Below are 13,014 nucleotides of genomic sequence, written 5' to 3'. Positions count from 1 at the left end.
AGCTACAAATTTACTACTTCGATTCCTTTTCCGATATAAATAAGTGCTTTTTTTATCACTTTATAACCCATCAACTCTATCGCCGATTGATACCCTTCTAATTGTTGTTGGTACTTTATATTAGTAGTACCCGTTTTATAGTCTATCAATTGCACTTCTTTATTTGGAGTGATCACCATACGGTCTGGTTTTATAGATTTTCCTTCTTTTTGAATGATGGTTTGCTCATTTAAAACCTCATTCCCCTCTGAAAAACAAATTTCTAATTCAGGATGATTCACAATTTCTTGAATGGTAGCCAAAACCGTTTCTTGTTGTAAAAATGATATTAAACCATTTTCTAATGATTTTGTAATGGCTATATCAACATCTTTTTTTGTTTTTACAAAGGATAAAATTTCATGAATTAAATTACCGTATTCAATGGCTTCTTGTTGCTGCGTTGCCCACATTATAGATTCGCGTTGTGCAATTTTAATATTCTTTGGATTCAAAATTTCTGAAACAACAGGAATTGTTTTTGAAGTATCAACATGTTGCTTTACCGAAGACAACTTTACCGGTGTACCCAATTCATATTCTAATTTTTGCTCTTCAAAACCAATTTTATGATCTAGATAATTAATGAAAAAGCTACACATATTATTCTTTGGAATTTCGCCTTTACTAGATAGATTCATATTTGAAATCACATACAACTGTTCCTCTGCACGAGTTAAAGCCACGTATAGAACATTAATATTATCAAGCAATTCTTCCTGTTTTTTTTGATAGTATACCGCTGCTGCCGCTTCACCAAATCCCTCAACTGCACTACTATTATCAATTAAAACTTTTGGTAAACCAAAATCCTCCTCCTCAGCATTCAACCAGAGTTTGTCTTTTGGTTTTCTATTGTAATCTTCCTCGGCAAATGGAAAAATAACAACTGGAAACTCCAAGCCTTTTGATTTATGAATGGTCATAATTCGAACGGCATTCGTTCCCTCTGGTGAAGGAATACTGAATTTCTCTGCATTTTTATCCCAAAAATTCAAGAAATCAGAAATTCCTGCTTGGTTGCGAATATCGCGCTCCAAAACAATGTCTAAGAAATACTGAACATAGGCATTCCCCTCCCCAGCCCTCCCCGAAAGGGAGGGAGATGAAACTGGAGCAATAATATCTAGAGAATTCTCCTGAACCATTACCTCCTTTTTGATTTCTTTTAAAACCTCTGATATATTTTTTAACACTTGCTCATTAGTAAATCGGATAACTTTATATCCTAACTTATTGAGAGTATTGGTTCTATTACTATCTAGCTCAGCTTGTTCATCGGTAAAATGATACTCTCCATCTACTTCAATAACTAGTTTTTTTGACAAGCAGACAAAATCAACAATAAAATCATCTATTAAGTGTTGCTGCCTAAATTTATGATCATCTAGTGACTTAGATTTAAGCTCCATCCAAAGAGCTTTCTCAGCAGGCGTTGGCTCTTTTCTCTTTTCTTTTGCTTTTTCATTTAAAAGATGAGCATAATTTCCGCCGGTCATGTATCCTAACTTATTTGATTCTGCTATAACATTTTTATCCAAACCATTAGCCGCTTCGTCACCCTTTCCTTTGGAGAGGGATGGAGAGAGGAATTTACTTATTATAGTTTCTACCGCTTCATACAATGATTTTTTTCGAATGTTTTGAAACGAAAGCGAAACATCAAAGCCGAGTAACCAATTTTCAAAATCAGTTTCTTTATGCAAAGCCATTCCTTGTGCAATAAAATCATGAACAGGAAGCTTGTCTTGACTGTTTTGAGCTATGTATTGAAGAAAATTCGCCTTAGACTCTAAATCAGAGCTGTTTTTTAAATATTTTAATAAATGAATAATCAATCGTACTTCGGTGGCATTTTGAATCATCAAAGTCTCTGAAGACAAAAGTGGAACTCCTTGCTCTGTTAAATAATTTGCAATAGCAATTCCTTGACTTCGTTTTCTGGTGAGTACCACAATATCTTTGTATTGAAAACCTTGTTGAAGCGTTTTTTGAATTGTGCTCAAAGTGGCTTCAACGTATAAATCTATTTTGCTCTTGCTTTCCTCTTCTAGATTTGTATCATATTCCTCTTCTCCTTTTTCTGGTTTTGGAATAAATGAAATGTTTACATACCCTCCTTTTTTATCATTCGTTTTTTGATAGCTGTGGTTTTCATACAAATCTTTGTAATCTGGGTGCTCAAATTCATTTGAAATTAACTTAAAAAAATCATTGTTAAACTCAATTATCTGTGAATAGGAACGATAATTTTTGTCTAAATGTTCCAGTCTTTTATCCGGATTACTAAATGGGTTTTGATCCTTACTTAATTCAATAAACTGTTCTGCTTTACCACCACGCCATCTGTAAATAGATTGTTTGGGATCTCCTACTATCATCAAAGTCCCTTTTACTCCGTAATCGTCCTGACCTGAAAGTGCATTGTCAATTAACGGAATCAGGTTTTGCCATTGCATTTCGGAAGTATCCTGGAATTCATCTATGAAAAAATGTCGGTAACGCTCTCCTAATCTCTCGTATATAAAGGGCGCTGGCTGATTTTGAATTTCTCTGTGAATGATGGCATTAAACTCAGCAATTGAAAGGACATTTTGCTCCTGTTGTATTTTGGCCAATTCATTACTTACTGTATTCAATAATGATAAAGGTGTAATGTTTTTTAAGAATGCTTTGTAAAAATTTATTTTATCATGCAGTTTATAAATACTGTCTAAAAGCTGAAGTAAATTAGGAATGATACTTTCTATTACGGCTCTGTCTTGTGCTGTTTTATTAATTTTTATATCATCAAATTCATGATAGGTTTTATTTTTAGGATTGTATTTTCCGTCTTTAATGGCAACTAAATGATTGGGGAAATGTCCTGCCGAAAAGGATTTAAGATTGATTCCGTTTTTATCAATAATTGACAACCCTTCTTCAGCTAAAAGGATGCTCTCTTTTTGAAGAATCTTACAGGTTTCGGCTAATTTTTTTTTGATTTCGACAAATTCAGTGATGGATTTATCTTGAAAATGGGTGATTTCATTTCGGTTGTTTTCATTCAAGACCAGTTTCCCAGTTTGAAGAATTTCCCGAGATATATCCCATGACTTATCATCATCTGTTTTTTCCATTGTGAAATCGATTAACAGTTTTGTTAATGTTTCATCTTCTCCGGCTTGAGCAATAATGGCATCAACAGCTTCTGTTAATAAATTTTCGGTGTCCAAAGTGACTTCAAAAGTCATGGGCAGATTCAGGTCATGAGCAAAAGCCCGAATCACTTTGTGGGTAAATTTATCAATGGTAGAAATATCAAAGGCAGCATAATTGTGAATAATGTGCTTAATGATTTGCTGTGATTTAGTTTTGATTTGGATAATAGACAGTTTGGTATCTGAAGCTAAATCCAGCATTAAGTCTTGCGCCTTTTGGTTGGGCTCTTCTTTTGCAAACTCAGATAAACTGCCTACGATTCGGGATTTCATTTCGTGTACCGCTTTATTGGTAAACGTAATGGCTAGAATGTTGCGATAGGCATCGTTTTTTGTTGCAACAAGAATAATCTTAAGGTATTCTTTGACTAGCGCATAGGTTTTTCCAGAGCCTGCCGAAGCATCATATATAGAGAAAGATGGTTTTCCCTCCCCTCCCGATGCGTCGGGACTCACCAAAGGGGAGGGAGCCGAAACTGGATTTATTTTAGGTTCCAAATTGATATTTTTAAATATTGAATTTTACTTATCATTTTATAGAAATAGCGCACTACTGCACGGGATCTCCTAGCCCTGATGGAAACGGCATCCTTTTTATGAGGTGATTTTTCATCACCTTATAAAAAGATATAGTGAACAGCAGGAAATAGCTCCTAAAAATACGTGTATTAATAGGTTACTTTTTAAAATTTGTGCCGAAACTTCGGGATAAAACTTAAAAGTAGTATTTTTGCAGCATGGAAACAAATAGACAGAAAAAAATAGGTGGGGTGATCCAAAAAGATTTGGTTGACATTCTACAAGGTGAAGTGAGAAAAAACGGATTGGCAAACTTAGTCATTTCGGTATCCAAGGTTACGGTGACTACAGATTTATCAGTAGCTACGGTGCATTTAAGTGTATTTCCTCAAGAAAAAGCAAATGAAATTCTCGAGGCTGTAAAATCAAATTCGAAGAATATAAAGCATGACTTGTCTCAACGTGTACGATTACAATTGAGAAAAGTTCCAAATTTGGTTTTCTTTATTGATGACTCCTTAGACTATATTGAAAAAATAGACAATGCTCTTGCTAACCGAGACAATCCTATTGAAAATAGAGATTTATTAGACAAACGTAGATTTCAATAACCATTGAATTTTCCGCTTTATATAGCCAAACGTTACCTTAAAAGTAATAGCAAAAACAACGCTATTAACATCATCAATCGGATTGCCAGTTTGGGAATTATTGTTGGTGCCATGGCTTTATTTGTGGTTTTATCAGTGTTTAGCGGACTTAAAGTATTTAGTCTTTCGTTTGCAAATGATATAGATCCTGATTTAAAAATAGGCAGCACTCTGGGTAAATCTTTCTTCGTTTTACCAAGTCAGGAAAAGCAGATTAAAAAAATTGACGGCATTGTTTCTTATTCCAAAATTATTGAAGAGCGGGTTTTGTTTACTTTTGATGGAAAACAAGAAGTTGCTACTCTTAAAGGAGTGGACCACAATTTTAATAAAGTAAATGCCCTTGATAAAAAGCTTTTTAATGGGCAATGGCTTAGTCCAGATACGTACCAAGTAGTTGTAGGCTACGGAATTGCTCAAAAATTCTCCATGGGATTGTTGGATTTCAATAATCAACTGGAAGTTTTAGTTCCAAAACCAGGAAAAGGCGCCATTGAAAATCCTGAACAAGCTTTTAATAAAACCGATGTAATACCAGTAGGCATCTATAATATTAACGATGACTTAGACTCAAAGTATGTTTTTGCTGACTTGGGTTTAGCCCAAGAATTACTGGAATACAAACCCAATCAAGTTTCGGGAATAGAATTTAAAGTATCTAAAACAGCCGATGAAAAGGCAATTACATCCGAATTAAACTCCATTTTTAGCCATAAAATAACGGTAAAAAACCGAGCCCAACTCAACGAGGCGCTTTATAAAATGCTAAACACTGAGAATATTGCTGTGTATTTAATATTTACATTAGTGATTGTGGTGGCACTTTTTAACTTAATTGGCGCTTTGATCATGATGATTTTAGACAAAAAAGGGAATTTAAAAACACTTTATAACCTGGGTACAGAAATAAAAGATTTACGCAAAATATTCTTACTTCAAGGTACTTTATTGAGTGTTTTTGGTGGAATTATAGGATTAACTATTGGGATTATTATTGTTTTATTGCAAGAATATTTCCAGTTGATTATGATTACTCCTACACTAGCCTATCCCGTTGTTTTCTCTCTTGAAAATGTTCTCATAGTGATGGGAACCATTGTATCGCTAGGTTTTATTGCTTCACTGATAGCGAGTAGTAGGGTTAGTAAAAGGTTGTTGGAGTAGTTTTCCCATTTAAAATAAAACACGAATTCCACCAATTTACACGAATTAATTTGTGCAGATTAATGGAATTGCTTCGCTTGTTCCTATAGCTCAGATTAAGTTTATAGTGTCACTAAACCACCTCATAACCGGCATAAGCATCCTGAATTTCATCTAAAGCGGCAAATAACTCTTCTGGACGATCGAGGGTTACTAATTTTTGTTTGTGGGTTTTAAAAGAATGGATTCCTTTGAAATAATTCGTGTAATGCGGTCGCGTTTCAACAATTCCTAATCGTTCTCCTTTCCAGTCCATGGCCCAAGTAAGGTGATTGCGCACGGCTTCTACTCTATCAATAACGGTCGGTTTAGCTAAATGCTCTCCTGTTTTGAAGTAATGTTTGATTTCGTCAAAAATCCAAGGATAACCAATGGCAGCACGACCAATCATGATTCCGTCAATGCCGTATTCATTTTTATATTGTAATGCTTTTTCTGGAGAATCAATGTCGCCATTTCCAAAAATAGGCATCGTAATTCTAGGATTGTTTTTCACGCGGGCAATGTGTGACCAATCGGAGTGGCCTTTGTACATTTGGGCACGCGTTCTAGCGTGTATACTCAATGCTGCAACGCCAATGTCTTGCAAACGTTCAGCAACCTCATCAATATTAATAGAGTTATCATCCCAACCCAAACGCGTTTTTACGGTTACGGGCAAATGCGTGCTATCAATCACTGCTTTGGTCAACCGAATCATTAAGTCAACATCTTTTAAAACACCTGCGCCTGCACCTTTGCACACTACTTTTTTGACAGGACAGCCAAAGTTGATATCAATAAGATCTGGATTTACGGTAGAAACAATTTTTGACGAAAGTGCCATTGCTTCTTCATCTCCACCAAAAATCTGGATTCCCACAGGTCGCTCGTAATCAAAAATATCCAATTTCATTCGGCTTTTGATGGCGTCACGTATTAATCCTTCAGAAGAAATAAATTCAGAATACATCATATCAGCACCATGCATTTTGCACAATCTACGAAACGGAGGATCGCTTACATCTTCCATTGGAGCAAGAAGTAAGGGAAAATCCGGTAATACAATATGGTCGCCTATTTTAATCAAGGTGTTTTTATTTTTTTGCAAAGATAAAAAAATTAGACCGATAATTTTGGAACTATCAATAGATTAAGACACAAGAAGTCGTAGTTGCAAAATTTTGACATTAGTTTACAAAAAATAATTATTTTTACGAAAACTACAAGATGCTTTTTACCTTTGGATTTTACAGTTCCGTTTTACTTATTTCGTTTACTCAAGGAATTGTTTACAGCGTTTTGTTACTTGCAAAAGCTATCAAAACCGAAAATAAATCGAATTATTGGTTGAGTTTTTTCATTTTTCTTTGTAGCCTCTATATTGCACCGTGGATGCTTGGTTTTGCAGGCTGGTATGACAATCAACCCTATCGAGATATTTTATTTTACACTCCTTTTCAACACCTTTTATGGATAGGTCCGATCATCTTTTTTTATACTCAAAGTTTACTGAATCCTTCATTTAAATTTTCGAAAAAAGAGGCATTACATATTCTGCCAGGATTGCTTTATCTTATTTACATTATTGCTATTTGGATTTACGACAAATTCATTTTTGGGGATTATTATTTCTACGAAAACGGAATGGACAAAGACTTTGAGGAATGGTATCAAAAATTAGGTTTACTCTCGATGATTGTGTATTTTATTTTGAGTATCCGATATTACAATGTATACAAAAGACTGATGTTTCAGGTGGTGAGTTATGCCGATTCGGTTTTGTTTAAATGGATTCAAACGTATTTGATTGCTTTTTTAGTGATGTTGCTTTTACCACTTGTTTTTGATGGTGTTGAATACTTTTTTCCAGAAATGAAATCGTATCAAGGTAGTTGGTGGTTTTATCTTTCTTTCTCAATTGTGATGTATTACATTGCCATTACGGGATATTCTAATCCTACAAATGCTACGATACCGTTTAAGATGTCATTTTTTGACAAAAACCCCATTCTTTTGTTAGAAAATAGCAGTGCAAATGAACTGGAGATCAGTATTGACATTCAATATGATACTGTTGAAGAAGCTGTTTCGCCCGAAACGGCACATTGGAAATCTAAAATAGAAACCTTAATTCAGGCTGAAAAACTCTATCAAAATCCCGAATTAACGCTTACGGATTTGGCAAAAAAATTAGAAACCAACGCCTCTGTTATTTCCAAAACGATCAATCAAGGGTTTCAAATGAACTTTAATGATTACATCAATAATTTTAGAATTGAAGCGGTTAAAATCAGTTTATCAAATGGCGAACACAAAAAATCTACCTTGCTAGGAATTGCTTTTGATTGCGGCTTTAATTCGAAAGCTACTTTTAATAGAGCTTTCAAGAAAAATACCTCCAAAACACCAAAAGAATTTACAAAAAACCTGCAAATCCTATATTTACAACACTTTAAAACATTACTTAGTTAGTCTCAAATCATAATTTGAAGCGATTGGTGCTGATTTATGGCGCAACTTTGCCCTGTTATTAATCACTAAAAAACTAATTATGACAAAATTAATCTTGGCAATAACGTTGGTCTTCGCTTCAACTTTTGCACACGCACAACTACAAGGATCAGGAAAAACGATCACTAAAAATTACGACTACAAAAATTTCGATAAGCTTTCTTTGGAAGATTTAGACGGAATTATTGAGGTTGAGATTGGCAAACCTTGGAGCATTGCTATAACTATCGATGACAATTTGGAACGTCTCCTGAGTTTTTCAGAAAACGGTTCAGATAAAGAACTAAAAATTCAATTTAAAGGAAACCAAAACAACAAAATGTATGTTGAAGACACCAATCTAAAAATAAAAATCACGATGCCAGAGGCGAGTGTCATCAAAAACGTTGGCAACAGTAATTTAACCGTGTAAAATGTTGTGGGTCGTTATTTTAGATTAGAAAACACAGGAAATGGCGAAAGTAAAATTAGCGGAACGATTGACGATTTAGATATTGTTAAAGTTGGAAATGGCGATGTCAACGCTCAGAATCTAGTTGCTAAAACAGCCGATTTAAAAAGCACTGGAAACGGAAATCTAACTGTCAATGTCAGTGAAAAACTTACTGCAAAATTAACTGGAAACGGAGATATCATTAACAAAGGGAAAGCCCAATTCGATTCTAATTCGAAAAAATCTGGCAATGGAGATCTGATTGTTAATTAATGAAAATCGCAATGGCAAAGTTCAATGGCAATGGCAAAATTCAATATCAATAAGAAAATCAAAAAATACAACATTATGAAACTACTTACCAAAATCACCAAACCTATTTTGTTACCACATTGGTCACAAGATCTATTTATTGCTATTCCGCGAATTGTTTGCGGGTACTTGCTGGCTTTTAACTTTGGAGCCGATAAATTTGGAATGCCCTGGTCACCCGTTGATGCTAATTTAGGATTGTTTGAAGTCGCTTTTTGGTTTCCAGGTGATGTGGCAAATTATGGTGGGATTTTTGCCATTGCTCCAGCTTTTTTTGCTTGGATGGGCGCTTTTGCAGAAGCTGTTGGCGGATTGCTACTGTTATTTGGAATTCAAACTCGTATTGCTTCTTTCTTAGTAATTTGTACCATGCTGGTTGCCATATTTATGCAACAAATCCAAAATGGATTGTGGAATTGCCTTGCCGCCATGGGATTTCTTTGGGTAGCGATGTTCTTTTTAATACTAGGTTCAGGACGATTTGGAATTGATTATTTACTAACTAAAAACAAAGGTTAATTATGAAAACTAAAACGATATTACTAGCACTTGTACTTTCTTTATTTTTAACAAATTGCGTTCAAAAAACAGAACAAAAAACCGTTATTTTTACTTTGGATGCATCCGAAATGAAAAATGTAAAAAAGGTAGCCATTCGGGGAAAAGACAAACCATTCTCTTGGGGTGAAGCTACCGAAATGAAATTAAATGCTAACAATAATTCCTATCAAATAACAACCACATTTGTTACCGGGTATAAATTTACAGAAGTAAAATTTGTGGTTAATGACAGTTTAGAATTCGAAAATGAAGACAACCGCAGAGTGATTTTTTCAGAAAAAGACACTACGCATTACAAAGCGAAGTTCAATAAAAGATAATTTCCCTATATTTTACACTACGGAACTGCCCAAAAACTATCTTGTAAAACACTGTTTTCATAAAAGAAATTAGCTTTTCTGTTGCCAGTAAAGTCGAGGTATAAAAATTCAAGTTCATAGACGGCACAAGCAACAACCGTGAAATTTTCTTGAAAAAGATCGCTTTCAATATCTGTGGGCTTTAGGGTCGAAAAACGTTCTTCATATCCCAAGGTTGGGTGGTCTGATTTTGTGTTGGGTGGTTCCAATGTCATATAACCCAGACGGGCTTGCGGACTGGTTGCCTTCCAACGATCATTTGATAAAGCATCATTAGTGTGTAAAGTGGCATGCGCTTTCACTACAATTTGAACCCGTTGGCGCGCATCGTAAAACAAGAGTGAAATGCGATTGTCTTTTAGTAAATCATAACATTTTCGGGAGCGATTGTCCGTGTGGAAGTAGATGGTTTTGTTTACCTCGTCAACTTTTCTGTTTACTACAATTCGTAAAGCGGCGGTGTTGTTTTCATTTATGGTACCAACGCACATGGTTCGGAAACCGTTTTTTTTCTTGACTGAACCGTTGACTAATTTTTTCCAAGCTAGGGTTTCTAGTTCTTGTAAGTTGTAAGAAGTGTCGTTTATGATAATAGAATCTTGTGCTGAAGTTGGCATAAATAGTTGGTGTAAAAGTTCAAATGTAACTGCAAGATGCTCTTGTAAATACGAGCAAAAATACAATAAGAAAGACCCTAAAAGAGAACTGCTAAAAAATTAAATTTCAATTGCAGTAACATTAGGCATTGTTGAATCTCTCATGAAAAACTTTTAGACTATATTTGCAAATTAATTGACTCTTAGTGGGGTTTTGCGTGAGGGATAGCAGTGGCATCCTTTTGTGAAGTCCCGATTGCTATCGGGACTTCACAAAAGATATAGCGCATAGCCCGACGGCTTTTTCTGCCGGCACGCCCACAAGTTGACAAGCAAATTTATTGATATTTACTGAAAATGAAACACATAAGGAATTTTTGCATTATTGCACATATTGATCACGGGAAAAGTACACTTGCAGACCGTTTACTAGGTGCTACACAAACTGTAACTGCTCGTGAAGAAAAGGCGCAATTGCTTGACAATATGGACTTGGAACGTGAACGTGGTATTACTATTAAAAGTCACGCCATTCAGATGGAGTACACCTACAAGGGTGAGGAATACATCTTGAATTTAATTGACACTCCGGGACACGTTGATTTTTCGTATGAAGTTTCCCGATCCATTGCGGCTTGCGAAGGTGCGCTTTTGATTGTGGATGCAGCGCAGAGTATTCAGGCACAAACGATCTCAAATTTATACCTAGCTTTAGAAAACGACTTGGAAATTATTCCCGTTTTAAACAAAGTAGATTTACCAAGCGCCAACCCTGAAGAGGTAAGCGATGATATTATTGACTTGTTGGGTTGCGACCTAGAGGATATTATTCACGCTTCTGGAAAAACTGGTTTTGGTGTCGAAAATATATTAGCAGCAATTATTGAAAAAATTCCTGCTCCAAAAGGAAATGTACACGAGCCTTTGCAAGCTTTGATTTTTGACTCTCATTACAACCCGTTTAGAGGTATTGAGGTTATTTTTAGAGTAGTAAATGGTGAAATTAAGAAAGGGCAAAAAATTAAATTCATGGCTACTGGCAATGAATATTTTGCTGATGAAATAGGTACTTTGAAACTCAATCAAGTGCCAAAACAAGTGATTTCAGCTGGAGATGTTGGATACTTAATTTCTGGAATTAAAGAGGCGAAAGAAGTAAAAGTAGGTGATACACTTACGGATGCAAAAACGCCAACAACGAATATGATTACGGGTTTTGAGGATGTAAAACCAATGGTTTTTGCCGGTATTTACCCTGTTGATACAGAGGATTATGAAGATTTGCGTGCCTCAATGGAAAAACTACAATTGAACGATGCTTCGCTTGTATTTTTGCCTGAGAGTTCAGCGGCTTTAGGATTTGGTTTCCGATGCGGATTCTTAGGAATGTTGCACATGGAAATTATCCAAGAACGATTGGAGCGCGAGTTTGACATGACTGTAATTACCACGGTTCCTAACGTTTCGTATTTGGCGTATACCAAAAAAGATCCGGAGACACCGTTTATCATTAACAACCCATCTGATTTACCGGAACCTTCACGTTTAGACCGTGTAGAGGAGCCTTTTATCAAAGCAACAATCATCACTAAAGCTGATTTTGTAGGGAACGTAATGAGTTTATGTATTGAAAAACGTGGTGTCATTACCAATCAAACTTACTTGACAACAGAGCGTGTTGAATTGAATTTTGACATGCCACTAGCCGAGATTGTATTTGACTTTTACGATAGATTGAAAACGGTTTCTAAAGGGTATGCCTCATTTGACTACTCTCCAATAGGAATGCGTACTTCGAAATTAGTTAGACTTGATGTATTATTGAACTCGCAATCTGTAGATGCTTTGTCTGCTTTGATTCACGAGAGTAATGCCTACAACATCGGTAAAAAAATGTGTGAGAAATTGCGTGAATTGATTCCGAGACAGCAATTTGATATTCCAATTCAAGCGGCCATTGGCGCTAAAATCATTGCACGTGAAACGATCAAAGCATTGCGTAAAGACGTTACAGCAAAATGTTACGGAGGAGATATTTCTCGTAAACGTAAATTATTAGAAAAACAGAAAAAAGGTAAAAAGAGAATGCGATTGGTAGGGAATGTTGAAATTCCTCAAGAAGCGTTTATGGCCGTATTAAAGTTGAATGATTAAAAATATAATCATACTCTTTTAATTTTTTTTTTAATAGTTTTGCCTGACGACTACTTATTACAATGACTAAAAAATTATTATTCCTACTCACAATTCTCACATACTTTGCATGTGGGAATTTGGCGTATGGAAATAATACAAATAAAGTCAGTAATAATTTTAAGAATTATAAAGTTGAGCACGCAAAATCATACAGTTTTTCTGATCTAAATGAAATTGAAAATGATTTTGAATTTATCAGTTTTGACATTGAAGAAGATGTCGAATTTGGTGATGACTTAGAAAAATATACCAATTCGATAAGTTCAAATTTTGGTTTATTTTCATATTCCAAAAATCAAAAAATCTACAATAAAACACTTTTTTGTATTCTACAAAAAAGTATTCCTTTATACGATCTTTTCTGTAACTGGAAGCTTAATTTAAGTTAATACAATATTCATAACTGTTTGCTATACAAGCAAAACATTATTGTTATTAACTTAATTTAGAATA

The 13,014-nt window shown here is 35.0% G+C and carries 12 protein-coding genes; 9 read left to right on the top strand and 3 right to left on the bottom strand.

All coding sequences use genetic code 11. The features are described from left to right. Positions 1–2: 2 nt before the first annotated feature. Entirely contained in the window at positions 3–3,695 is a 3,693-nt protein-coding gene (locus IQ05_RS04690) for a UvrD-helicase domain-containing protein (RefSeq protein WP_144890534.1), read from the bottom strand. Positions 3,696–3,976: 281 nt separating this feature from the next. Here IQ05_RS04690 and rbfA point away from each other — a divergent pair, with 281 nt between their 5' ends. Together rbfA and IQ05_RS04680 are read left to right on the top strand one after the other, a co-directional pair. After that, a complete protein-coding gene (gene rbfA, locus IQ05_RS04685; RefSeq protein WP_086453295.1) occupies positions 3,977–4,369 on the top strand; it encodes a 30S ribosome-binding factor RbfA in 393 nt (130 codons plus the stop codon). A 3-nt stretch (positions 4,370–4,372) separates the two neighbouring features. Continuing rightward, positions 4,373–5,572 (top strand): ABC transporter permease, encoded by a 1,200-nt coding sequence (locus tag IQ05_RS04680; RefSeq protein ID WP_144890458.1) that lies wholly within the window; start codon positions 4,373–4,375, stop codon positions 5,570–5,572. A gap of 112 nt (positions 5,573–5,684) precedes the next feature. On the opposite strand, the gene dusB is transcribed toward IQ05_RS04680, so the two are convergent. Continuing rightward, a complete protein-coding gene (gene dusB, locus IQ05_RS04675; protein WP_144890531.1) occupies positions 5,685–6,680 on the bottom strand; it encodes a tRNA dihydrouridine synthase DusB in 996 nt (331 codons plus the stop codon). Positions 6,681–6,820: 140 nt separating this feature from the next. On the opposite strand from dusB, the gene IQ05_RS04670 reads away from it, so the two are divergent. The 5 genes from IQ05_RS04670 to IQ05_RS04650 all read left to right on the top strand — a co-directional run bounded on the left by IQ05_RS04670 (position 6,821) and on the right by IQ05_RS04650 (position 9,730). Continuing rightward, positions 6,821–8,065: a helix-turn-helix domain-containing protein gene (locus tag IQ05_RS04670; protein WP_144890455.1), complete on the top strand. Its 1,245-nt coding sequence runs from the start codon at positions 6,821–6,823 to the stop codon at positions 8,063–8,065. Between the two features lie 79 nt (positions 8,066–8,144). Further along, on the top strand, positions 8,145–8,516 hold the full coding sequence (locus IQ05_RS04665; protein ID WP_144890452.1) for a hypothetical protein: 372 nt from the start codon (positions 8,145–8,147) through the stop codon (positions 8,514–8,516). A 6-nt stretch (positions 8,517–8,522) separates the two neighbouring features. Beyond that, positions 8,523–8,810 (top strand): GIN domain-containing protein, encoded by a 288-nt coding sequence (locus tag IQ05_RS04660; protein ID WP_144890449.1) that lies wholly within the window; start codon positions 8,523–8,525, stop codon positions 8,808–8,810. 75 nt (positions 8,811–8,885) lie between these two features. Continuing rightward, a complete protein-coding gene (locus IQ05_RS04655; RefSeq protein ID WP_144890445.1) occupies positions 8,886–9,368 on the top strand; it encodes a DoxX family protein in 483 nt (160 codons plus the stop codon). A gap of 2 nt (positions 9,369–9,370) precedes the next feature. Then, entirely contained in the window at positions 9,371–9,730 is a 360-nt protein-coding gene (locus IQ05_RS04650; RefSeq protein ID WP_144890442.1) for a hypothetical protein, read from the top strand. A 17-nt stretch (positions 9,731–9,747) separates the two neighbouring features. Here IQ05_RS04650 and IQ05_RS04645 read toward each other — a convergent pair whose 3' ends face one another. After that, positions 9,748–10,386 (bottom strand): pyridoxamine 5'-phosphate oxidase family protein, encoded by a 639-nt coding sequence (locus IQ05_RS04645; protein WP_144890439.1) that lies wholly within the window; start codon positions 10,384–10,386, stop codon positions 9,748–9,750. 336 nt (positions 10,387–10,722) lie between these two features. Here IQ05_RS04645 and lepA point away from each other — a divergent pair, with 336 nt between their 5' ends. Both lepA and IQ05_RS04635 read left to right on the top strand, forming a co-directional pair. Next, on the top strand, positions 10,723–12,519 hold the full coding sequence (gene lepA / locus IQ05_RS04640) for a translation elongation factor 4 (protein ID WP_144890437.1): 1,797 nt from the start codon (positions 10,723–10,725) through the stop codon (positions 12,517–12,519). Positions 12,520–12,581: 62 nt separating this feature from the next. Next, a complete protein-coding gene (locus tag IQ05_RS04635) occupies positions 12,582–12,950 on the top strand; it encodes a hypothetical protein (RefSeq protein WP_144890434.1) in 369 nt (122 codons plus the stop codon). The last annotated feature ends 64 nt before the right edge of the window (positions 12,951–13,014 follow it).

The organism is Flavobacterium tiangeerense (assembly GCF_007830355.1).
GTDB lineage: Bacteria > Bacteroidota > Bacteroidia > Flavobacteriales > Flavobacteriaceae > Flavobacterium > Flavobacterium tiangeerense.
This window is presented reverse-complemented; position numbering and strand designations above follow the sequence as displayed.

Excerpts from the sequence above, each read along its gene's own strand:
- IQ05_RS04650 (WP_144890442.1), top strand. The coding sequence starts at position 9,371 with ATGAAAACTAAAACGATATTACTAGCACTTGTACTTTCTTTATTTTTA.
- IQ05_RS04645 (WP_144890439.1), bottom strand. The coding sequence starts at position 10,386 with ATGCCAACTTCAGCACAAGATTCTATTATCATAAACGACACTTCTTAC.
- IQ05_RS04670 (WP_144890455.1), top strand. The coding sequence starts at position 6,821 with ATGCTTTTTACCTTTGGATTTTACAGTTCCGTTTTACTTATTTCGTTT.
- lepA (WP_144890437.1), top strand. The coding sequence starts at position 10,723 with ATGAAACACATAAGGAATTTTTGCATTATTGCACATATTGATCACGGG.
- IQ05_RS04635 (WP_144890434.1), top strand. The coding sequence starts at position 12,582 with ATGACTAAAAAATTATTATTCCTACTCACAATTCTCACATACTTTGCA.
- rbfA (WP_086453295.1), top strand. The coding sequence starts at position 3,977 with ATGGAAACAAATAGACAGAAAAAAATAGGTGGGGTGATCCAAAAAGAT.
- IQ05_RS04655 (WP_144890445.1), top strand. The coding sequence starts at position 8,886 with ATGAAACTACTTACCAAAATCACCAAACCTATTTTGTTACCACATTGG.
- IQ05_RS04665 (WP_144890452.1), top strand. The coding sequence starts at position 8,145 with ATGACAAAATTAATCTTGGCAATAACGTTGGTCTTCGCTTCAACTTTT.